The 22651-nt window shown below is 67.1% G+C and carries 18 protein-coding genes; 9 read left to right on the forward strand and 9 right to left on the reverse strand.

Going from position 1 to position 22651, the window contains the following annotated elements:
- Positions 1–2 precede the first annotated feature (2 nt).
- Positions 3–890, forward strand: a complete 888-nt coding sequence (locus tag FJV41_RS00200) for a tetratricopeptide repeat protein (protein WP_141640318.1) — start codon at positions 3–5, stop codon at positions 888–890.
- 1347 nt (positions 891–2237) lie between these two features.
- Positions 2238–3500, forward strand: coding sequence for a CmlA/FloR family chloramphenicol efflux MFS transporter (cml, locus tag FJV41_RS00205; protein ID WP_181790290.1), 1263 nt, complete (start codon positions 2238–2240; stop codon positions 3498–3500).
- Positions 3501–3747: 247 nt separating this feature from the next.
- Here the strand turns inward: cml and FJV41_RS00210 are convergent, their stop codons facing one another.
- On the reverse strand, positions 3748–4476 hold the full coding sequence (locus tag FJV41_RS00210) for a glutathione S-transferase family protein (RefSeq protein WP_141640320.1): 729 nt from the start codon (positions 4474–4476) through the stop codon (positions 3748–3750).
- A gap of 42 nt (positions 4477–4518) precedes the next feature.
- Complete coding sequence (locus FJV41_RS00215; protein WP_141640321.1) at positions 4519–5307, reverse strand: AraC family transcriptional regulator; 789 nt, start codon at positions 5305–5307, stop codon at positions 4519–4521.
- 77 nt (positions 5308–5384) lie between these two features.
- Between FJV41_RS00215 and FJV41_RS00220 the strand changes: the two genes are divergently transcribed.
- The 3 genes from FJV41_RS00220 (at position 5385) to FJV41_RS00230 (ending at position 8880) form a co-directional block, all read left to right on the forward strand.
- Positions 5385–5876 (forward strand): DUF1772 domain-containing protein, encoded by a 492-nt coding sequence (locus FJV41_RS00220; RefSeq protein WP_141640322.1) that lies wholly within the window; start codon positions 5385–5387, stop codon positions 5874–5876.
- A gap of 254 nt (positions 5877–6130) precedes the next feature.
- Positions 6131–6595 (forward strand): GNAT family N-acetyltransferase, encoded by a 465-nt coding sequence (locus tag FJV41_RS00225; RefSeq protein ID WP_181790292.1) that lies wholly within the window; start codon positions 6131–6133, stop codon positions 6593–6595.
- Positions 6586–8880, forward strand: a complete 2295-nt coding sequence (locus tag FJV41_RS00230; protein WP_141640324.1) for a hypothetical protein — start codon at positions 6586–6588, stop codon at positions 8878–8880. The genes FJV41_RS00225 and FJV41_RS00230 overlap by 10 nt, the downstream gene beginning before the upstream one ends.
- 30 nt (positions 8881–8910) lie before the next feature.
- Here the strand turns inward: FJV41_RS00230 and FJV41_RS00235 are convergent, their stop codons facing one another.
- Genes FJV41_RS00235 through FJV41_RS00245 form a run of 3 tightly spaced genes read right to left on the reverse strand, consistent with a single transcriptional unit; the run spans position 8911 to position 11641 of the window.
- Complete coding sequence (locus tag FJV41_RS00235; protein ID WP_141640325.1) at positions 8911–10503, reverse strand: caspase family protein; 1593 nt, start codon at positions 10501–10503, stop codon at positions 8911–8913.
- A complete protein-coding gene (locus FJV41_RS00240) occupies positions 10500–11165 on the reverse strand; it encodes a hypothetical protein (protein WP_141640326.1) in 666 nt (221 codons plus the stop codon). Before FJV41_RS00240 ends, FJV41_RS00235 begins: the two co-directional genes overlap by 4 nt.
- Positions 11162–11641, reverse strand: coding sequence for an RNA polymerase sigma factor (locus FJV41_RS00245; RefSeq protein ID WP_174456299.1), 480 nt, complete (start codon positions 11639–11641; stop codon positions 11162–11164). The genes FJV41_RS00240 and FJV41_RS00245 overlap by 4 nt, the downstream gene beginning before the upstream one ends.
- 145 nt (positions 11642–11786) lie before the next feature.
- Between FJV41_RS00245 and FJV41_RS00250 the strand changes: the two genes are divergently transcribed.
- The 3 genes from FJV41_RS00250 (at position 11787) to FJV41_RS00260 (ending at position 17380) form a co-directional block, all read left to right on the forward strand.
- A complete protein-coding gene (locus tag FJV41_RS00250; RefSeq protein ID WP_246136908.1) occupies positions 11787–14189 on the forward strand; it encodes a TonB-dependent receptor in 2403 nt (800 codons plus the stop codon).
- A gap of 1 nt (position 14190) precedes the next feature.
- Positions 14191–15483: a hypothetical protein gene (locus FJV41_RS00255; protein ID WP_141640329.1), complete on the forward strand. Its 1293-nt coding sequence runs from the start codon at positions 14191–14193 to the stop codon at positions 15481–15483.
- Between the two features lie 445 nt (positions 15484–15928).
- Positions 15929–17380, forward strand: coding sequence for a putative metal-binding motif-containing protein (locus tag FJV41_RS00260; protein ID WP_181790294.1), 1452 nt, complete (start codon positions 15929–15931; stop codon positions 17378–17380).
- A gap of 97 nt (positions 17381–17477) precedes the next feature.
- Here FJV41_RS00260 and FJV41_RS00265 read toward each other — a convergent pair whose 3' ends face one another.
- On the reverse strand, positions 17478–18371 hold the full coding sequence (locus tag FJV41_RS00265) for an SGNH/GDSL hydrolase family protein (protein ID WP_141640331.1): 894 nt from the start codon (positions 18369–18371) through the stop codon (positions 17478–17480).
- Positions 18372–18614: 243 nt separating this feature from the next.
- Between FJV41_RS00265 and FJV41_RS00270 the strand changes: the two genes are divergently transcribed.
- Complete coding sequence (locus tag FJV41_RS00270; protein ID WP_141640332.1) at positions 18615–19025, forward strand: VOC family protein; 411 nt, start codon at positions 18615–18617, stop codon at positions 19023–19025.
- A 66-nt stretch (positions 19026–19091) separates the two neighbouring features.
- Here the strand turns inward: FJV41_RS00270 and FJV41_RS00275 are convergent, their stop codons facing one another.
- The 3 genes from FJV41_RS00275 to FJV41_RS00285 are packed head-to-tail and all read right to left on the reverse strand — an operon-like array spanning position 19092 to position 22569.
- Entirely contained in the window at positions 19092–20711 is a 1620-nt protein-coding gene (locus FJV41_RS00275; protein ID WP_141640333.1) for a hybrid sensor histidine kinase/response regulator, read from the reverse strand.
- Positions 20708–22177, reverse strand: coding sequence for a DUF7125 family protein (locus tag FJV41_RS00280; protein ID WP_141640334.1), 1470 nt, complete (start codon positions 22175–22177; stop codon positions 20708–20710). The genes FJV41_RS00275 and FJV41_RS00280 overlap by 4 nt, the downstream gene beginning before the upstream one ends.
- Positions 22174–22569 (reverse strand): hypothetical protein, encoded by a 396-nt coding sequence (locus FJV41_RS00285; RefSeq protein WP_141640335.1) that lies wholly within the window; start codon positions 22567–22569, stop codon positions 22174–22176. Before FJV41_RS00285 ends, FJV41_RS00280 begins: the two co-directional genes overlap by 4 nt.
- Positions 22570–22651 lie beyond the last annotated feature (82 nt).

The following is a 22651-nucleotide window of genomic DNA, read 5'->3' on the forward strand; positions in this document are numbered from 1 at the left end:
CGATGATGATCCGCCCCCCTCGAGCCACGTCTCCCCTTCTCCTCGCGCTGGTGCTGACCCTGACGGGCACGACGGCGGTCGCAGCCAATGCCGCCGCTCGGACCGAGGCGCGGCGCGCCTTCGAGCGAGGAACCCGCCTCTACGACGAGGCCCGCTACGCAGAGGCAGCGACTGCCTTCGAGCAGGCGTATCGCCGGGTGCCCAACGGCGTGGTCCTCTACAACCTGGGCCAGTGTTACGAGAAGCTCGGTGAGCTGGACAAGGCGCTGACCTCCTATCGTGAGTACCTGCGGCTGGTGCCCAAGGCGAAGGACCGCGAGGGCGTCCAGAACCGCATCACCAACCTGGAGACGCGGCTCGAGGCTGCGCGTCGGCCTCGGGTGACGGTGGACAGCGAGCCCTCGGGAGCCCAGGTGCTCCTGGATGGTCAGGCCCGCGGGCAGACCCCTTGGAGCGAGCCGGTGGAGGTGGGCGCGCATGAGCTGGAGCTGACCCTGCCGGACCACCTGTCCCTGAAGCGGGGGCTGGAAGTGCGCGCGGGCGAGCCCATCCAGCTTCGACTGGTGCTCGCACCGACGCCGGTGATGGCCGCCGCCCCCGTGCCCGACATCGTGCCCGTCGTCACGGAGGAAGCCCCTTCGCGAGGGCGGACCTGGACCTGGGTGGCCGCTGGGGCCACGGGGGCCGCGACGGTGGGGGCGGTGCTGCTCGGGAGCATCGCGCGAGCCGATGCCCGGGAGCTGACCACCCGTCCGCACGACGGGGCCGACGTCCGGCGGCTGCGAGACTCGGCGCAAGGCAAGTCACGCGCGGCGAACATCCTGTATGGCGTGGCGGGCGTGGCCGCGGCCACGAGCGTCACCCTCTTCTTCATCGAAGGGAGCTTCTGACATGCGCGCGACCTGGATGCTGCTGGGTGTGCTGTGGCTGGGCTGCTCCGTGACGCTCACGCCGGTGCCCTGTCAGGACGACCTCCACTGCCTCGAATCGCAGCACTGCGGGACAGAAGCGGTGTGCGTGGAGGGGGTGCGAACAGCACAGATGGTGGGGGAGTCCTGCCGCGCGGCGATATGGAGCGTCGCGGCCCATGCGAGCGAGTGCCTCGGCGGGTCCGTGGAAGCCTTCGGGCGGCTGCTGGGCCCGAATGACGTTTGCACGTCGGTCGAGTCGAGCGTGGCGGCGGGGCGACAGGTGTTCCGGCCGGAGGAGTTTGGCGCCTGCTTGCGTAAACTCCGGAGTAAGCCCTGTGGGGAGCTGAGCCTCGATGAGACGAACCGCGAGGGAGAGCGGCGCCTCGATGCGTTCGCACAGGGAACACTCTTGAAGGATTGCCCGGCCTTCGAGCCCCACGTGGCCACGGGAGGCACGTGTGCCAACACCGCCGACTGCCAGGGCGGGTGGTGCGATATTACGGAAGGGTGTTCCGGCATGTGCCGTGCGTACATCCCCGTCAGCGCGACGTGTACCAGCCAGGACCGGTGTGAGAAGGGCTCATCCTGCTCGGGGGGACACTGTCTCCTCGACGTGGAGTCGGACGGACGCTGCATCTTGGGAGTGAAGTGTTCGTCGGGCTCGGATACGCACTGCGAAAATGGTCGGTGCATCGCGCGCAGGACGGAGGGCCCTTGTGTGGGAGACGAGCAGTGCTCGCTCCGATATCGATGCGCCAGGACGCAGCCCCCCCTGGGCAACGACTCGCCCAAGGAGTGCCGCCCCGTGAAGGCACTGGGAGAGGCGTGTGAGCCGGGCGCGCTGGATTGTGCGCCGCTCTCCTATTGCGACGTGGGGTCTCGGAGCTGTCGCCCGGCGCCGGGCAGTAGCGCCCCTTGTGGCTGGCTCGGTGGCTTGAGCGGGGAGTTCGTCTCCTGTCTGGAGTCCCGCTGTGGAAACAGCGGCGCGTCCATCGTGTGTCTGCCCCCTGCTCCGGCAGGCGATATTTGTGGGGAGAGCAGGGAATGTGGTCCGACCAGATTCTGCCGGAGCGGTCGTTGCGCGCCCCTGTGGTGTGGCTGAGCCCCTGGAAGCAACCGTCCGACCACTGCCGGAGGATTGAGCGACACCGGCGCGGTTGCTATACCCGCCCGTGGCCTTCGTGCGCAGACACGACGCCCGTAGGAGCCAGCCGGATGAGCACCACCAAATCCGCAGATGAGTGAGCCGCGGCGACACGTCAACCGTTGCCGCGGCCCTCTGTCCCAGCTCATCCCGGTACCCGTGGAGAGGCAGAGCGCCGCCAGATGTTCCTCATTTGTGCGGATGCAATCGTGCCTGACCCTAAAACCCTGTCGTGGAAGCACTCGGTGCCAGCAGCGCTGTGGCTGATGGCCCCGTTCGACCTCCTGGCCTCACTGGCCATGGACATCTACCTCCCCGTGGTTCCGGCGATGACCGGAATCCTCAACACTTCCCCCGCCATCATCCAGCTCACGCTGAGCCTCTACATGGCCGTGCTCGGGCTCGGTCAGGTGGTGTTCGGCCCGGTCTCGGACCGCATCGGCCGGCGTCCAGTCCTGCTGGGAGGCGCGCTGTTGTTCGCGACCGCCTCGTTCCTGCTCGCGGGCACCTCCGATGCCGCGATGTTCGTCGGCCTGCGGCTCCTGCAAGCCGTGGGGGCGTCGGCGGCCCTCGTCGCCACGTTCGCGACGGTCCGTGATGTCTATGCGGACCGACCCGAGAGCGCGGTCATCTACAGCCTGTTCAGCGCCATGCTGGCCTTCGTGCCCGCGCTCGGTCCCATCGCCGGGGCCTTGCTCGCCAAACAGCTGGGATGGCGAGCCATCTTCACCACGCTCGGCATCCTGGCGGCGGCGGCCTTGCTGAACGCCGTTCCGAGATGGCACGAGACGCGCCCCTCCGGCGGGACACACCACCGCGTGGCGTTCCGGCCCATCGTGCGCAGCACAGCGTTCTGGACGTACACGCTGGGCTTCAGCGCGGCCATGGGCGCCTTCTTCGTGTTCTTCTCCACGGCGCCTCGCGTCCTCATCGGACAGGCCGGCTTCTCGGAGCTCGGGTTCAGCCTGGCCTTCGCCACCGCCGCGCTCGCGATGATTCTCACGACACGCTTCGCGAAGCGCTTCGTGGCGACCTGGGGGCTCGCAGGAAGCCTCACCCGCGGCATGCTCCTGTTGTTGCTCGGCGCGGCGTTGCTGACAGCCGGGCAGCTCCTCGCGGCCCCGTCCTTCTGGACGTTCGTCGTGCCGATGTGGGTCATCGCGGCCGGTATCGTGTTCGCCGCGTCCGTCACCGCCAATGGCGCACTCCAGGCCTTTGGCGCCATGGCGGGAACTGCGGTCGCGCTCTACTTCTGCATCCAGAGCCTCATCGTCGGCGTCCTCGGTACGCTGATGGTTGTCCTGCTCGACGGCGACACCGCGTGGCCGCTGGTGGGGTACGCCTCGGTCATGGCCCTGGTGACGTTGACCGCCCTGCGGCACCTCCGACAGCGGCAGCACACCCAGGAGGAGCCGGTGTCAGCGACGAGGCCCGACACGCCCTGAGCAGGGAGCCCAGGGTGCCCCAACAAATGCAGGGGCCACCTCTGTCAGGCGAGTCCCTGATTCGTTCATGAACTTCTGACCCAGGCTGGCCGCGTCGCGAAGGCACTCCCCTTCCGGCGCGGCCGGCTTCCGTCGTGCCCGCGCGGGACGGAAGCCGCGCGGAGAGCGGCCATGGGCAGAGTGGTTCTGTCAGTCGGAGCGGAGACTGAGCGCCGAGCCGCCGCGGCAGCAGCCAGCGACCTTGCGCCTACCGAGCCGAGTGTGTCGCCACCAGACGTGCGCGCCATTGGAGCAAGTCGTCGAATTCGCCCGCGAGGGCTTCGTCGCTCCAGCAGCGACGCGTCGCGGGGCCCAAGGGCGGCTCTATCCGCGCGGCTGGGGCAATGCCCTCCAGCACCACGGCCATGGTGACATCCGCATAGCTGAAGCGCCCGAGCAGGTACTCACCGCCCGACGCGCGCAACCCGGCGCGGGTTCGCTCCAGCGCTTGTCGCAACGAGCCCGGGACCACCAGATGCCGATACTTGCGGTCGAGTCGACGCGCGGCATCGCGTGCGACAAAACGCAGGGGGCGGCGCAGCGGCCGGGGCAGCACCGAGGCGGCGGCTTCGTCGAGCGCCTCCGGGTCGGCCAACACGGAGCGCACCACGCGCGTCCGCGCCTCGGCGAGCGCCGCTTCACTCAATTCATTCCAGGGGGCAATCACCTCGAAGTCACCCAGCCGCCCGTCACCGGCCCATTGCGCCGCATAACGGGCGATGTCCCAGGAACCGCGCACGACCTGCGCACCAGCCAGCAGCACCGGCACCGACACCTTGCCCGACCATTGCCGCATGCGCCAACGCAGCGCCGGCTCGCTCAGCGTCGGCGTGTACTCCCGATACACGAATGCAACGCCGCAATGCTCCAGGGCCCAGCGCGCCTTCTGGGTCCAGGGCGAGAACGCTTCGCCGAACAGGATGGTCGATTGCGACATGGCAGGGCTCCGTCTACGCAGGCACTCCAGCGCCGGAGAGTCTCACCCGCCTCCGCGCCGGAGGACAGCGGGAGTCAGCCCCGTGAGTCGGCGGAAGACGGTGGTGAAGTGGCTCTGCGAGCTGAAGCCCACCTCCAGCGCGATGTCCCCGAGGGAGCGGGAGGTGCGAAGCAACAACTCGCGGGCCCGCTCCACCCGCCGCTGCTGCACGAAGGCGTGCGGCGTCATCCCCGTGGACTGCCGGAAGGCGCGGGTGAAGTAGAAGACGCTCAACCCCGAGCGCTGGGCCAGCTCCTCCACGCGAATCGTCCGCGCGAGGTGCGCCTCGATGAACAACTGCACGCGATGGAGCGCGGCGGCGGAGAGGCCTCCACGCCGCCGCGCCGCCCTGGAGCCTCCGGGGGCCTGGAGCAGCTTCGCCACACGGGATGCATGGCGGTCCTGGACCGCCCGTGCCGAGGTCAGGAAGCCCGCGATGACCTTCAGGTCCGCGTCCGGCAGGGACGACATCAGCTGGAACCCATCCGTGCGAAAGGGTCCCCAGAGGGTCTCAATCCATTCGCGCGCGTGTCCGGTGAGCACCAGCCGCGTGCCACTTCCCGCCGACTCCCGTCGCACATAGCCCGCGAGCTCCAGCCGCGCCACGTCTGTTCCCCGGGCGACGGCGCTCAAGGGCGTGGGTCCGCCGAAGTGCAATTGCGCCAGACACACCAGCTCCGCGCGGCCGAGCGCGAGCACTTCCCCGACGGCCGCGTCGAACTCCGCGGTGGCCTCCTGGAAGCGGACGATGTCGGCGCCAATCTGCTCGAGGAGAGAGTGTCGGGGACCCATGAGGAACACCGCAGGAATCAGAAAAACAGCACAAGGGCACGAAAGACGCTCGCGGGCCCCGGACGCATCCTGCCCGCATGATGAACCTGAAGCCTTCGGCGGCGGAAATCTTCCTGTGGCTCTTCGTGCTCAACCTGGGCGTCTCCCTCGGCGCGGGGCTCTATGAGCACCGCATCGTGCTTCCCCGATGGCTCGACGCCACGGGCGCGCACTGGTTCGCGGAGGCGGCGCGCCAGGACAACGTGGGGCTGCGCTTCTGGGCCTTCGTCAGCACGGGACCACTGACGCTGCTCACCCTGGCGAGCCTCTTCTTCGCCACGCGCGCCACGGGGCCGCTGCGCACCTGGTGGCTCGCGGCCGCCGTGGTGGCGCTCGTGGACAGGCTCCTCACCTTCTCTTACTTCATCCCCACGATGATGCGGCTGATGCAGGCGTCAGACACGTCGGCGTCCGTGGAGAGCGCGGTGCTCTGGGCCCGGCTGAACCACCTGCGCCACCTCCTGGTCGCGGGCGCCTGGTTCGCCTCGCTCCAGGCCCTGTCATGGCTCAGGCTGCAAGGAGGGAGGTGACAGCCATCAACGTGCGGGCAACGAACCCATGGGGGACTCGTTCCTCCAGGACGCAGCCGCGTTCCGATGGCACGCCGGAACTGCCGCGCACTGGCACCCCACACAACCCAAGCGAGAGGCCCGCCGGCCCGGCGCCTGCCTTGCAATAGGCATACGGCATGGTGCCGCGCCCCGCATTGCTCCCTGGTGCTCCTTCCCTACCCCGGGTCATCGAACCGCACATCCGCCGGGCGGAACCCAGGGATGGAGACGCGATGTACCGGTTGGAGCTGGCCTCCATCCACTCCGCCTGGCGTGAGTACTACGATGGCACCCAGATACAGGCCTGGTGCCAGGCGCTCCATCCGACATACCGCCGCGACGCGCAGTCCGTCCGCGAGTTGCTTGTCGCGGAGCAGGAGGGCCGGGTGGTTGCCTTTGGCCAGCTCCATCCCCGCAGGGCCCGTATCGAGGCCCTGTATGCCGCGCCTGGCCACATGCGACGAGGACTGGGGCAAAGCCTCTTGCGATGCCTGGAACGCACCGCCTGGAATCTGGGCATGGAGGCCCTGGACGTCACCGCGTCCCTGTGCGCCGTCCCCTTCTACCGAGCCGCGGGATATGTCGAACAGGGCCCCTGGGACTTCGAGTTCGGCGAGGTCCGGGTTCCCGCCCTCCTGATGAAGAAGCACAGGCCGTCTCCCCACCCTCTCCCCTTCAGGAGGAGCCCATGGACCTGACGCATTACTGCGTGCTCTGCAAGCGCAACGTCGTCGACTTCCGGGGCGACCCATGCGCGCCCTGCAAGCGAAACCTCTGCATCTCGTGCCACTCGTTCCGTCGAGAATCCGAGGACGGGCTCTGCATGGGTTGTGGGAAGAAGTCGAACAGCTCTCGTGGCGGGCCGAGCCAGGGGGGCCCGCAGTCGAACCTGCTGATCTTCGGTCAGGCGCCGTCGCTCTGCTCCAACTGCAAGGGGCCCGTTTCGTTCGATGACGGCTGGTGTCCTGATTGCGGATTCAAGCTGCATCAGCCCAAACCCAAGAACACCAGGCAAGGCCCCGGCACGCTCTCGCTGGAGCTCGTCCTCTCGCTGATTGACCGATGGATCAACACCTATGACTTCTGGAAGGGTTACGAGCTCCAGTCATTCGAGTTGACGAAGAAATACCTCGAGTCGAACTCCTGCGACCTCGTCGTGGTGGTCGACTGTCTGTTGAAAACGCTCGCGCGCCCCATCCCCTTCAGCAACAAGCAGGGCGAGCTGGATATATTCCATCAGGCGCTTCGCAAGGTCACCCTCCTCGCGCAGACGCAGGGGCTCCTGAGCGTCAACCCGAATGACTTCGACCTGCTGTTCCGGCGAATCTTCCTGGACCGCCTGCACACGCTGAAGTACCTGCTCCACCTCCACGAACGAGGGGAGTCCCCCTCGTCGTCCTCGACGACTCAATCCATCAGCCTGATGGACAAGTGGCGCGTCGAGCAGCGCAAGGTGTGGACGAATACAATCCAGGAGAAGATCTACCAGGAGTACATCCACAAGCACGGAAAAGCATACACGCTCGCCATGGAGAGACTGAAGCAGCAGCACGTGCTGGCGGTGTCGTGCGGTTCGCTGCCGGCGACCCTCATCGAGCTGAGCGAGTGCAACCTCTTCTTCGTCATTCAAGAGTTGAATACGAAGCTCCCGCCCAAGGAGGGGGCCTGCGTCACCAAGAAGAAGTTCTATCAATTGCTGTACAGCGGGGAGATCTACGCGGAGTCAGGGTACTCGGCCTGGAAGATCGACCCCATGGAGGTCAAGAAGACCTATACCCGCCTGTCCGTGGAGGAGGACACACGGGAAATCGTCCTGACGTGCGCGGAGTGGATGCTCTACGAGCACTTCATCAAGCTGCCGATGTACTTCAAGCACGGCACCGAGACCGAGGCCATCAAGAGCAGCCACTCGCTGATGTCACCGACGGTCGGCAACCAGAGCGCGAAGTACACCAGCAAGACGATGGACGCCAAGTTCGGCCACATCGAATACGTGTTCGGCCGACTGGAGTTCACGTACAACGCCATGACGGGCGGCTCTCGCTACGGCGACATCGTCCTGTGCATGAACTTCGATGAGATCGGACCGGAGCTGTGCATCTCCCTTCATGACCAGGGCATCCCCTTCGACAACGAGAACACCCACAAGAGCATCTTGTACGACGAGCCGGTCAGGGTGATCGACTTCAAGGAAAAACACTGCAGCGAGTGGACCCAGGTCTACGGCAAGACCAAACACTACAACTGCTTCCTCTTCGAGGTGTTCTACGGGAACTGGGGCTGCCGGGCGGCGCTCGCGCTCTCCCTCATTCGCGAGCTGCGCCGCTATCAAGGCAAGGTCGACCTGCTCGGGATGCTCATCAAGGACCTGTCAGTCGCTTCCGCCACGCTCGAGAGTCCGGAGGATGCCTCCGTGCTCACCCTCCTCCACAAGACCCTCAAGACGTTCTTCCGCACCGAAATCCGGGTGCCGTGCATCCTCAGCCTCGAGGAGCCGACGGTCGTGACGATCTTCGACCAGACGGTCGACACGAACTCCCAAGAGCGAATCGCGCAAAGCAAATGGGCGAAAGCCAGGGCGCTCCCGTACGTGGATTACGGCCCCGTGATGTCAGTCGAACGCCTCACCTTCTGCATCCTGCGAATCTCGCAGATCAACCTCGAGGACGCGGGCTTCGACTTCGCGAAACATGTCCAGCCCAAGTTCAACCTATTGGAGGAGCTCTGCGCGAGGGCGGCGAAAGGCGAGAACGTCCCATTGCGCGACGTGCAGGACTACTTCAAACCCTACAAGGGGAAGCTGGACAAGCTGGACAGCAAGAAGAAGGTCAAGAAGACCAAGAAGCAGACCTTCATCATGAATTGCGACACCCTGTGCGGGGTGATTCATCGGATGTTGCAGACCATGGCGGAAATCGCAAACACGGGACACAGCAACCTGCTCGCGCCTCCGGAGTTGCGCTCGAAGTTCTCCTTCCAGTGAGGCGTGCCCCAGGCTCGGGGAGCAGCGGCGTCAGAACGCGACGCCGACAGCGACCCGATAGTCCGCGGAGAGCCCCAGCTGAGGCCTGCGCGGGCCCATGTCGATGACGATGGGGTGCCACATGCCATCCTCATTGACGTCCCGTGCCGTCGAGAAGGCGTTGCCCACGCCCACGCCCAGGGACAGCACGAGCCGGTTCCAGAGGAAGAGCGAGTAGCCCACCTCGAGCGCCTGGTGCAGCGTGAAGATGGTCCTGTTGGCCCCATCATCCTTGACCCCCAGGATGCTGATGCCCAGCTTCCCTCCGACGAAGAGCCCCTCCGGGGCATTGCCGAAGAGATGGTAGCGGGCGCCCGCGTCGAACCCGCCCATCGTGTAGCTCGTGACGCTGGTCTCCTGCCAGTACGAGGGCTCGAGCGTGAACGCCCAGTACGGGGTGAGGGCGTGGGCGTACTCCATCCGGAACGTCACCGCGAACGCGAGTGCCAAGGGGTGGAGCAACACCATCCGGTGCGGCGTGACCTGGGCCCAGGTCGTGGCGGGGTCCTCGGCCCCCTTGGTCACGATGGGGGCGAAGCTCGCCGGCACCATGTCCTCCTCGTCGAGCTGGAGCGACTGCGCCGCCTGGATGCTGAACTCGCGCACGGCCGGGCGGTCCGGGCCCTTGCGCACCAGCAGGTAGCGCCCCGGGCGAAGTGCCACCTTCATCTGCCGCTCGCCAGCGGGGGTCTCGATGACGCTTTGCCCCGTCGACGTGAGCACCACCTCCAGCGGTCCCCGGCGCTGGACGAGCACGACGACACTGTCGCCCGAGTCCACACGGGTGAGGGCCAGGTCATCGCGCCCCCGGAGGTTCATGTCGAAGCTGGGGTGCTGCAGGCGCTCCACGAACACCGACGTGTCGCGGATGGTGAGCTGCTTCGCATAGGTGAAGGCCTCGACGAGCGACACCTCGCCATCTCCGGCGATGTCGGCGGCGCCGCGCAGCCCCGCCACCAGATGATGGGTGAAGAACGAGCCCTCCAGGGCCTGCGTCTCGTGCGCGTTCTCCAGGCCGGAGCTGGAGGCGATGAGCACCGAGCCCGTGCTCTGCACATGGAGGGGCACCTCCAGCGCGAACGGCGCCTCCGCGTGAAGCCCCTTGGCCTGCGTCCACCCTCCACCACGGCACGCGTCGATGATGCCCACCCGCACCGTGGCATCCGGGCTTTCGATCCGCTGCTTCAACGCGGCGAGCAGGAGCGGTGCACCCTGGGGATACAGGGCCTGCTGGTCCGCGTGCCCGGAGTAGTAGAAAAGCAACATCGTGTCCCCGGGCGTCGAGCGCAGGCGCGCAAGCTGCCCGTCGAGCGCCGCGAGCACCGCCGCGGGGGTGGGGTCCAGGAGCAGCGCGACATCCTCCGCGCGGACCTCTCCCACCTGCACGAGGACGTCCGCCACCCGCCTCGCATCATCGTGCGCATAGCGCAGGGCGGCCCGGCCGGGCACCGCCGCGTTGGAGCCCACGATGACGGCCATCCGCCTCGACGCGGGGGGCGTGGCACGCGCCTCCTCGGCCCGGGCCGTGGCGGCCATCAGCCACGAGAGCAGGACGACGAGGCACGCGCGGGTGAATCCATTCATGGCGGAGGACCCTTGGGCAGACGCAGCTCGGTGGTCCACAGCTTCTCAGTCCTGGGCGCGTCGGAGAAGAGCGCCTCGGTCTGGGACGTGGGCAGCGGCTCGCGGCTGAAGAGGACGCGCAGGACCTCTTCGCCCCCCGCCTCGTCCACCCGCCAGCTCGCGGGCAGCGCCATGTCTGGCCCCTCGGAGAGCGGCCCCGCGAAGAGCACCGCCCACCCCGACGGCGCGCGCGCGGCCACGGCGACGTACCGGTACGACTCCGATGACACCTGCAACCGGATGCGGTCCTCGGGCACGAGCGGCGTCTGCCCATCCCAGAGGAAGACCTGCTCGCCGCGCTTGAGATGAACAGCGACAGCGGGCGCACCCTTGGGGGCCACGTACGGCGTCCCCGGGACGACCACGAACACCAGACAGGCCAGCGCGGCGGTGGCGACGAGGGGCAAACCCCATCGCCTCCACTCCAGACGCCACGTCCCACGGGGCGGCGCTGTCCCAAGCGTCCGCACCCACGCGGGCACGGACTCAGGCTGCTTCACGCGCTGGAGGTAGGAGTCACATTCGGCGCAGGTCTCCAGGTGCCGCGCGAGCGACGGTGCTGGCGGGCCGAGCGCCGCGCGGTCCAGTTCGAGGAAGGAAGGATGCCGTGGGGTCGTCGTCATGGTCCGAGCGTCCTCCTCAGGTGCTCCACCTGCTCATCGAGCCGCTGGAGGAGTCGCCGCACGGTGCGCTCCGACACCTGGAGCACCTCGGATATCTCCTGCTGCGTCAATCCATCCAGCCGGCTCAGCAAGGCGGCCTCCAGCGCATCCGCGGGCAGGTGCCGCGCATAGGCTTCCAACTCCTGACGCCGCCACAAAGTCGCCTCGGCGGAGCGCTCATCCGACAGCTCCTCCGAACGATGGGCGGATGCGCTGCTCGGGCGCTGGCGGAGCCGGTCCACGGCCAGGTTCGTGCTGGTCCGGTAGATCCACGCGGTCGCATGGCGGGCGTCCTTGGGGAGCCCCGTCCGCCACAGCCGGATGAAGGTCTCCTGCGCGACGTCCTGCGCCTCGTCGGAGTCCCCCAGCATCCGGCGGCACTTCTCCCGGATGAGCGGGAAGTAGCGCAGGTAGGCGCTCTGGATGTCGGTGTCCAAGGCTCTGGGAGGCTCCGGAGGGATTCTCCGAGGGAAACGAACAGGGGCCAGAAAAGCGGACAGGAAATCTCGCGACGAATCTCCGGACGAAGGCCTGGCCGGTTCCGAGCCCCCGCCCCGTTGTTCTGGCGGACCGGAGGGATTCATGTCTCGACTGCCGTTGCACCTGGCCAGGTGGGCCTTCACCCTGGGGCTCCTGCTCGCGCCCCACGCCCCGCTGGCACAGGCGCCTCCCGAGGCACCGCGAGAGGGACAGGTGCGGGGCACGGTGCGCGCCCGGGGCACGCGCCGCCCCCTGGCCGACGCCGCCCTCCAGGTGTCCGGAGTGTCGGAGGTGGTGCGGCCCGACGCGGAAGGCCGCTTCGTGCTCCAACTCCCAGCCGGCACCCACTCCATCGAGGTGCGTGCCCCCGGCCACAAGCCCACCACCTTCCTGGAGACTGTCAGCCAGGGCCAGCAGGTCGAGGTCATCTACCGGCTCGACCCCTTGAAGGTGAGCCCCTACGAGACGGTGGTGAGGGAGGACCGGCCGCGCACCGAGGTGACTCGCATCCGACTGCACGCGCAGGAGGTTCGCGAGGTGCCCGGGACGCAGGGAGACCCCTTCCGCGTCATCATGGTGATGCCGGGCGTGGCGAGCCTCGCCTCCGGCCTCGGCTATCCCGTGGTGCGAGGCAGTCAGCCGGCCTCCACGGGCTTCTTCGTCGATGGGGTCCGCCTCCCCATGCTCTATCACTTGATGCTCGGGCCGGCCGTGGTGCAGCCCGAGTTCATCGACGCCATCGACTTCTTCCCCGGGACACCGCCCGTCCAGTACGGGCGACTGCTCGGCGGCATCGTCGAGGGCCGCGTCTCCCGCCCGCGCGAGGACCGGGTCCACGCCTCGGCCACCCTGGACCTCATCAACAGCGCCGCCTTCCTGGAGGTGCCGTTCGCGTCCACCGGCACCAGCATCAGCGTGGGCGGCCGGATGAGCTACACGGGCCTGCTGAGCTCGCTCCTGGTCAACAGTCTCTCCAAGCCAGGCTCGAACGCCGTCGGCGCCGAGTTCTGGGACTACCAGGCTCGCGTCGACCAGAAGGTGGGGCAAGGGCGGCTGCGTCTCCTGGCCCTCGGGAGCTCCGATGTCCTGGCGTCCTACGCTCCCGAGGAGGAGGGGGAGATACCGGGCATGCCTGGCATGCCCAAGGACCCCACGAATGGCGGCGGCGGAATCACGCGCTTTCACCGGATGGACCTCCGCGGCCTCCACCCTCTCGCCGACGGGGAGCTGGAGGTGGGCCTCACGGCGGGCATCGACACGGTGGGCATCTTCTCCGAGCGAGGCCCTCCCCGCGTCCGAATCGGTGAGTTCACCCTGCGGCAGAAGAGCCTCGCGGGGCGCCTGCGCTGGAAGCGGGAGCTGGGGTCGACGATGCAGCTCACCGTGGGCGCGGACGTGGAGCAGCGCCGGGGGACGGTGGTCGCCACCGGGAGCGAGGCCCCCGCCGGCTCCCAGTACTTCTCCGAGGACGACCCGCTCACCCGCCCCACGTCGGACGCCCGCACCAGCGGCGCCTACGTCGAGCTGCAGTGGAGCCCGTCACCGCGCTGGAAGGTCGTCCCTGGCGTGCGCGCGGACGTCTATCAACTGCTCGGGGAAGTCACTCGCACGGCGCTCGAACCCCGGCTGACGGTGCGCCACGCCCTCACGGAGGCCGTCGTCCTCAAGGGGGGCGCGGGCCTGTTCCACCAGCCCCCCACCGTGCTGCTCCAGCTCCCGGTGATGGAGGCGTCCGGCCTTCGCTTCGGGCTGCAGGAAGGCCTGCAGTTCGACCTGGGCGCCGAGTGGAGGCCCCATCCCGCATGGGAGCTGAGCGCCGACGCCTTCTACAATCCCTTGCGTCGCACGGTGGAGTTCAGCCTCCAGCAACTCCTCGACCTGCGGCGGAGGGGTGGCGTCGCGGCGTCGGACCCGGCCGGCAGCGGCCACGCGTATGGCCTCGAGCTGATGGCCCGCCACGCGCTCGGCGGAGACTGGTTCGGTTGGGCGTCCTACAGCTTCCTCCAGAGCCGGCGCCGGGTGCGCATCGAGCGCTACGATGACCAGAACCAGTTGCTGGGCACCGACCACGCCACCGTGCCCTTCGCCTTCGAACAGGCGCATGTCTTCAACGCGGCCCTCAGCCGCAAGTTCGGCAATGGCTACACCGTGGGGGCCGTCGTCCACTTCAACACGGGCCGCCCCGAAACGGGGGAGCTCACGCCGCAGCCCATGCGCGCCTCCCAGGACAGCGAGGGCAATCCCCAGTGGGTGCGGCAGGAGCGGAGCCAGGCGGGGCGCCTGCCCTCCTTCTGGCGCGTGGACCTGCGCGCCGCCAAGGCGTGGGCCCTGGATGACCTCGTGCTCGAGGCCTCCCTCGACCTGCTGAACGCCTCCTTCCAGACGGAGGTCCTCTTCTACGAATACACCTCGGAGCCAGCGGGCACGGACAAATCCTCTCTCGTGCGCAAGGCACGGGGCTTCCCCATCGTCCTCCCCATGCTGGGGCTGAAAGGAACGTACTGACATGCGCCTCACCCTTCTCGCGGGCCTCCTCTTGGTGAGCCTGGGTAGCGCGGGCTGCGAGCCCTTTCCCGACTCCCCCATCTTCTTCTACGGCATGGCCCTGAGGGCCGACGGCTCCCCTTTCCACGCGACAGCGTTGCCACTGGACGGGGGACGACACGGCAAGCTCTACGGCGACCCGCTCGACTTCTCGCCGTATGGCATGACCACCACGCGCGACAATGGCGCCTTCGTGCTGGAAATCCTCTCGGGAGACATCGGGTCCATCGCGACGGTCAGCGGCTCCGCGCCAAGACCGAACGCCCGCGCCCGTTTCCGGGTGGCGACGCCCCTGGAGGACGGCCCGGCGGCGTTCGTCTCGTTCACCCAGGTCAACGGAGGAGGAGACTCCGAGCTGCCGGTGCTGCGTGTCTGGGATGCGGACCTCGCCTGGAGCGATGCCCCCACCGGAAGGTGGCTGACCTTCGCACCGCCACCGTCCGCGCCCGAGGCGCCCCGAGGCGTGGTGGTCGATCTCGACGACACCACACCGCAACCCGGAAGCCCGAGTGGTGACCTGGAGGACCCCTCGATTCCGCGGCCCGTGTTTCAGCTCCACACGAAGGAGGGCCTCGTCTGGAACGAAGAAGCCGTCACCTCGCCGAGGCTCCTGTCACCCTGGCTGCTCGAGGACTTCGCCACACTGGAGGCCCAGGTGCGAGTGGTGAGCGCGGGCGCCTGGCGCCGCGATGCCCTCACCAGCGACGAGGCCTGGCTCCACTTCCGACTCGAATGGCGCAGCGAGCGACTGCCATTGCCGGCGGGTGCGTTGCGCCCACTCAGCCGGGGGGCCCGGTGCCATCCGGTGACTGACGTGCCCTGCCCGTTCACGGATGGGCTGCTCGCCGAACAGCGCCTCTCCGAGCTGTGGCCAAGGGGGGAGCCCTCCTCCAGCCCACGGCGCGTGGGCGTGCAATTGGAGACGCCAGCCCAGCTCTCGCGCGTGGTCATCCGAGGCCTGAGGACATATGGACAGGAGGTGGTCATCGAAGGCAGCGAGGACGGAGTGCAATGGTCCGAGCTCGCCAGGCGACCGCTCGCCGAAGCACCCACGACAGGGAACAGCCGGCTCTTTCGCGACGTGAGCGACGCGGACAGTCCATGGGACCCACCGTTCCCGGGCCATGACTACGCCTTCCTCGACATTGCCCTGCCTGGAGGCCCCCGGGTCCGGTACGTCCGCCTGCTGTCCTTGTGGTACGAGGCCCAGGAGATAGAGGTGACCTCCATCGCGGAGCTGTCCCTCTTCGAGTGAGACAACCCGGCTCCCAAACTCCTTGCCAGATGGGCGGCCGGACTTGGTGGGTGGAGGGAAATCGATAAGCTCGTGGCCTGCCCAAGCCCATGCCAATTTCCAACTGGGAGCAGGACGGGTCGAGGGAGGGACGATGAGGTATCTGGCCCCGTGGCTCGGAGTGTGGCTGTCTGTCCTCGCGGGCTGCAGCGTGCCAGGACTGGAGGAACTCAAACGAGGGCGCGCCCTCCCTGTTTCCATCCATTACACGGCGAGCTTCACGACGGGCTGTATCCGTGTGGTGGCGCAGGGGGCACAGGACGCCACGACAAGGATGGAGGAGACAGCCTCGAACCTGGCCTCCATTTCCCCCCCATTGAAGTGGGTGCTTCTGCGCAAGCCCCATTGGGGCGGGGACGTAAGTCTTACCGTCACCGCGCACGAGCAGACTTGTAATGGGCCGGAGGTGGACCGTCAGGTGGTCGTCTTCGCGGCGGGAGTCGAGGACGAGCAGTCAGTGATGCTGGAGACGCCGGACATGGACGCGGATGGCTACGTCCCCCTCGCGAACGGCGGCACGGACTGCGACGACAGCATCGAAACGGGCGCGAGTGCCTTTCCTGGCCACACCGAAGTGTGTGACGCCGTGGACAATGACTGCGACCAGGTACTCAACGAGGGATTCACCGTCCTCTATCCCGACGGAGATGGTGATGGAGAGGGTGATTCGTCCAAGCCGTCCTGCGAAGGCGCCTTACCGCCCCCGGAGTTCGTGGCGAACGGCCGGGACTGCGATGACTCGGACCCTGGAGTGAAGACGACGGCGGCGGAGGTGTGCGACGCCATCGACAACAACTGCAAGGGAGGGGTGGACGAGGTGGGGGACTGCGGGGGCACGCTGCGAGAGGTCGCCGACTTTCATCTCCAAGGTCCGGGTGGCGACGCCCCCTGGAGGACGGTGGCGATGTCCCCAGCGAATGGCGGGTATCCCGTGTGGATCGCCGGCCTCGGGGGACAACTGGTCGTGCGCAAGGCGGCGAACGAGCGGTTCGAGAGCTTCAGCTTTGGAGCCTCGACGACGACGCCGCCTCCAGATGGGAGTCCGCCGGCCAGTCCGAACCATTGCGGCAACTACGGTTGGTATGCCTCGTGGGTTGATTCCGAGGGGGCTGTCTACCTGGGCGGAGCGTCCGGCCGGGTGGCGATCCATGACGGGGAGACGTGCGCCTTCGCGTCGCAACTTCCCGTCAATGACACGGTGGTGGGAATGGTGGGCTTCGAGAATGGCTCCGACACCATCGTGTACATGGCCACCGACGCGGGCCAGCTCTTCTACTGGAGGACCTTTGAATGGAACCTCGGGAGGCCTCCCCAATCAACCCCCGACAGCTCTCGGGAGGGGCACCGCTACACGGGGCTGCACGGCTTCTCCGCGGACCTCACTCAAGACGATAATGAAGAACTGTGTGTGTCGGCGGTCACGGGAGGCAAGCAAGCGGTCTTGAGCTATTTCACGAGGAACGACAGCCTGCATGTGCAGCCTCTGGACAATCCTGGCGACATCAGCGGAGCCATGAATGCGGTGTGGGCAAGGTCCTCCACCACGGCATGCGCGGTCGGTGACCGGGGAGGCGTCTGGCGGAAGATTGAAGCGGACAAGTGGGCGCGGAAATCGGCGCCCCCTGCTGGGGCGGTCGACTTCAGCAGTGTGGTGATGTTGTCGAACGATGACTGCTACATCGTGGACAAGAGCAACAATGGCAGGCTGCATCGGCTGACCGGGAAGGGCTGGGCCAAGGGGCCAGCCCTTCCCGAGCACCTGACGAACAAGCCCTTGCACGACCTCGCGATGGAGACGGCGGCGAACTTCTGGATTGTCGGAGACGGTCGCGTGCTCCACTACCCGGAGCCGCCGTAGCCGCCGGTTCGCGGTGTCTTCGAGCCAGGGGGCCGTGACAGCCCGTGCCATTCCGCCGCGCGGCTCCGCGGAATGGCACGAGCAGCGAACAAGCGACCTACAAGGTGCTCTCGGGTGCCATCACGGACGGGTCCATCGGGAATGGCGCACCGAAGCCGGGGATGTCGGAGACCAGGTCATAGACGAGGTCCGCGAAGATGCTGTGCCCGTAGCTGGTCGGGTGCGCGAGGTCCCAGAACAGGTACTTGTCCGGGTTGACTGACTTGCCTTCGCACGAGTCCTTCACATTCGTCAGCCCATACGTGGACGGAGACGCGATGATGAGGTTGAGGTGCTTGTGAGCGTCCACGCCATAGAAGGTCACGGTCGGGTAGTCGATGCGCAGCCGCTTCAGCGCCTGAGCCCACAGGCTGTTGAAATGTGTCACAGGAGGCGCGAACACGTACGTCCCCAGGCCGCCCGGAATGATTCGCGCCTTCGGCGTCTTCTCCAAGGGGGGAAGGTTCACCCAGACAATCTTCTTGGCGCCCGCGGCCACCAACTTACGAATCTGCGCCTCGACGTTCGAAGCCGCCTGGGCCGCCGCGGCCTTGATGGCCGTCGAGTTCAGCGGGTTGTCTTCCACCTTCCGGCTGATGTCGTTGGCGCCGCCCCACAACGTAAACAGCGTCGTGGGGGTGATGAGCGGAGCCTTGTTCAGGTAGGAGTTCACCTGGGTCGTCATTCCGCTCGTAAGCGCCCCGCCTCGTGCGTAGTTCGTCCCGCCGTCGTCGGAGGCCGTGAGCGGCAACCCGAGCGCGGTGGCGAGCTGTTTGACCCACACCCCGTAAATCTGACTGGCCGGTTGAGTGTTCGGACCGCTGGTGGAGACCCCGTTGTTTCCGTTGTCGCTCAGGCTGTCGCCGAACGCGACGATGGCACTCTGCGCGCTGGCATGCAGGGGCGCGAGCACGGCCAGGGTCATCCACCCTGTCAAAAATGACTTCTTCATCCAGAGACTCCGAGTCGAGGGGTACCCAAGCGAACCTATCCCCGGATTCTCTGCTTATCAATATTTTCTAGTTTTCTTGCCTGCACTCGCGGGGAGGGCGCGCGCGGACGGAGGGTCCGACCTGGCGCCTCCTCGCCGCCGCCCTCCGGCAAAAATAAATCCCGTGTCGATCTCCCCGAAATACGTTCGTCGTGAGGATGAAGGCGACGCTCACCTCATCCAACCCTCTGAAGGAGACGCACCATGGGCACCAAGATCTTCGTCAACCTCCCCGTCGAGTCGCTGGACCGCGCCGTCGGTTTCTTCACGAAGCTGGGCTACACGTTCAACCCCCAGTTCACCGACGCCAACGCGACGTGCATGGTCATCAGCGAGGACATCTACGCGATGCTGCTGGTGAAGCCCTACTTCAAGGGCTTCATCAAGAAGGAGGTCGCGGATGCCACGAAGACGACCCAGGTCATCATCGCCCTGACCGTGGACAGCCGGGCCGCCGTCGACTCGCTGCTGGAGAAGGCGCTCGCGGCGGGCGCCAAGGAGTCCAAGGAGAAGATGGACCAGGGCTTCATGTACCAGCGCAGCTTCGAGGACCTGGACGGGCACCAGTGGGAGAGCTTCTGGATGGACCCCTCCGCCGTCGCGCCGCAGCAGTAGGCACCTTGGAGGAGAGTGCCGCCCTTCGAGAGAGCCTCGAAGGGCGCGCGCCACCTCTCGCGACAGCTATTGCGAGAAGGTCTCGATGGCGCGGAGCAGCGTCTCCGGCTGGACGGGCTTGGCCAGAAAGCCCGAGGCCCCACCCCGAGTCAGCTTCACGGCGGTGGCGGCATCCGCGGAGAGAATCAGCAGCGGAATCGAGGAGAGCGCGGGGTCTTCACGACAGGCGTTGTAGAACGTCTCGCCATCCATGACGGGCATCCGGATGTCCAGGAGGATGAGACCGGGGCGCAGGCCCTGTCGGAGCAGCTCGAGCGCCACCTGGCCGTTCGACGCGGGAACCACCTTGTAGTCCCTGCCCTCCAGAATCTCCGAGATACCGAGCCGGACCTCGTCCTCGTCCTCGACGACCATCACCGTGGTTGAACCGGCGTTCCCACGCTCCATGGACGCAAGCTCCTGCCCATGACTCGCGCTCCGCGCGGGAGCATCCTCACTCGCACGCTGACTCGTCATCGACCGGGGGAGCACCACCGTGAAGGTCGTCCCCTCTGCTTCAGAAGAACGCACGGAGACCGTTCCTCCGTGGCTTCGAACAATCTGCTCGACGATGTAGAGCCCGAGGCCCAACCCTCCGCCCGCCACGCGCCGCTGCGCGTGCTGGCCCTGTCGGAAGGGATTGAAAAGCACCGGCACCAGGTCATCCGGAATCACGGGTCCCCGGTTGTGCACCGCGAAGACGACCTCGTCAGCCTCCGCCCGGAGTGTGACGCGGACGGGCGCTCGCTCCGCTCCGTACTGCAGGGCGTTGGTGATGAGGTTGGTGGCCACCTGCGTGAGGCGGCCAGGGTCCCAGTCGCCGAGGACGACCACCTCCGTCGCCACCAACTGAATCTCCCGCCCGGGATGGGACAGGCCCAGGTCGTCAAGGGCCTCCTTGAGGAGCGCCAGGAGGTCGATGCGCTGCCGGGACACGGGCAGGTGACTGGTCACTCGAGCATGGGTGACATCCAGGAGGTCGTTGATGATGAGGTTGGCTCTCTCCGCGCTCCGCAGGGCGCGCTCGATGGCCTTCGCCCGCTGGGGGTCTTCCGTCTTGCGCAGGAGGTGGGAGGCCACGGTGGTGATGACCGAGAGCGGATTGCGCAGGTCATGGCTGACGACCCCCACGAGGATCTGCTGGAAGTCATGGGCCGCGGCGAGCTCCCGCGTCCGCTGCGCGTCCTCGTCGCGAAGCTTGATCATGGTCAGGTAGGCGCCGAGCTGCGCCGTGATGACCGAGAGCAACCGGAGATGCTGCACGTCGTAGGAGATGTCCTCGGAGGGCTCCATGCGAACCAGGCCGATGACCTCGTCCAATCCCATCAAGGGCAAGGTCAGGTGAGGATGCGCATCGGACGAGCGGCCAATCTCGTCGGCGTGCGCGATGAGGCGGAAGAGCCGGGTGAGGGTCGACAGCAGCGCCCCCCGCTCCGAGGCAGGCGGCTCCGGCACCACGACCAGCGTGTACGAAGTGCCCGAGAACGCCTTCAAGAGCGCACATCGCCGGTAGGGAATGAGCACCCGCGTCAGCTCCAGCGTGCGCTGGACCCGCTCATCCGCCCTGTCGGCCGATTCGAGCGTGCGCGCAATCTCGGAGAGGGTCCGCGCGATGCGACCAAGCTCGGCGTCGTACTCCGCGCTCATGGGCTCTCCCTCGGCTCCCGGGTGGGAAGGCCGGTGAGAACACCGCGCAGGTCCTTGAAGCGCCCCGAGGTCACCTTCAAGCCGTCCGAGCCCACGGTCATCGACCGAAGCTCGGAGTTGTGCTTGATGCCGCGCGCCTTGAGCACCGAGATGGCCCGCTCCAGCTTGTTGCCAATCTCCACGTAGCGCAGCTGGATGAGGTTGTCGGCGATGAAGGAAACCCCGTGCCCCGAGATGACCGCGGTGCCCAGCAGCTGCTCGGATTCGACGGTCATCAGGAGCGTGACGCCCGCGCCGCGCATGTGTTTCGCGATGGCGTAGACCATCTCCTTGTAGCGACGGTCCGAGGGCACCCCCAGGGACATGGTGGTCAGGCTGTCGAACACCGCTCGGGTGGCCCCCAGCGCGCTCACCTCCTTGCGAGCCTCATAGAGGAAGCGGTCCGTCGACAGCTCCACGGGTGACGTGTACTTGATGACCAGCTTCCCCTGCTCCTCGAGCGCGGCCAGATCCCAACCCACGCTGCGCGCAATCGAGCGGAGCTGGTCGGGAGTCTCCTCGAGCGTGAAGAGGACGCCTTTCTCACCCCGCTGAGCCCCCTCGATGAGGAACTGGAGACTGAGCAGCGTCTTTCCGCTGCCCGTTCCGCCCTGAATCACCGTCGCGCTCCCGCTCGGGAGTCCGCCACCCAGCAGGTCATCCAGGCCCTCGACGCCCATGGTGGCGCGCGCCCCCGGGTCCGCGCTGGGCTGGACCTGGGTGTCCGAAGGAGTGCTCACGCGAGGGTAGAACGAGACGCCCGCCTTGCTGATGTCGAAGAAGTGCCGGCCCGACGTGTAGCCCGCGCCCCGCAGCTTGAGCACCTCCAGCTCGCGCACCGAGGTGAGCTCCTGCCGCTCGCTGCCCAGACGGATGATGCCATCGGCCACCGCGAACTCGGCGAAGACGGGGAACTCCTCCCGCGTGTATTCGCCGACGAGCAGCGTCGTCGCGCCCCAGCTCGCCGTCTGGACCGCGAGGTCATAGATGAACGGACGCGCCCCCCCACCCTGGTTCTGGAGGAGTTCGCCGATGGCGCGAAAGCTGTCGATGGCCACGAAGTCCGGCTCATGCTTCTCGACGCGCGCCTCTATCTCCGCGAGCGTCCGCTCCGCCCCCTGGCGCACGCATGCACCGAGGTCGACGAAGATGACCTGCTTGTCGAGCAGCTCGACATCGAAGAAGTCGAACAACTGCATGTAGCGGATGACCTTGAGGGCCGGCTCGGAGAGCGTGGTGAAGTAGAGGCACTTCTTTCCCTGACGCGCCGCATGGAAGAGCATCTGGAGCGTCAGGACCGTCTTTCCGGACCCCGGCTCGCCGGCGATGACCACCATGGAACGGGCGGGAATCCCGCCTCCGAGAATCCGGTCCAGCGCCACGTCACCCGTGGTCTCGGACTCGAGAGAGGTCTTCTTGGCGATCATGACTCATCCTCTGGAGGAAACAGACGACAGCGCTCGATTTCGGGAATCCCGCGGAGCCTGCGCAGGACCACGGGGCCCGTGAGCTCCCGCAGAAGCGGCTGCAGCTCGCGCGCGACTTCGCGCAGGCCGTCCAGCGTTCCGGCGGTGCCGGCCTTCCATTCGGGGGGAAGGAACAGGTGGTACTCGAAGCGCTCCCGGCTGACGGAGATGCCTTGGAGTTCGGGCACGGTTCTCGCGGCGTGCTTCAAGCTGCGACGAATGAGGGTCGCCGTGGCCGGCGTTCCCAGCAGGTCGGCCAACGCCGACCAGAGGACCTCGAAGAGCACCGCCGCCTCACAGTCGGGCGGATGGACGGTCTCGGTTCTCTGAGGCTGCTCACGCTTCTCGGTCACGGGCCATCCAGTCCGGGCGCATGCGAGCAGCCCCAAGCCAATCCGCTGTCACTCGCTTCGGCGTCCTCGTCCCGCCATCCCA

The sequence above is a fragment of the Myxococcus llanfairpwllgwyngyllgogerychwyrndrobwllllantysiliogogogochensis genome (assembly GCF_006636215.1).
Taxonomy (GTDB): Bacteria; Myxococcota; Myxococcia; order Myxococcales; family Myxococcaceae; genus Myxococcus; species Myxococcus llanfairpwllgwyngyllgogerychwyrndrobwllllantysiliogogogochensis.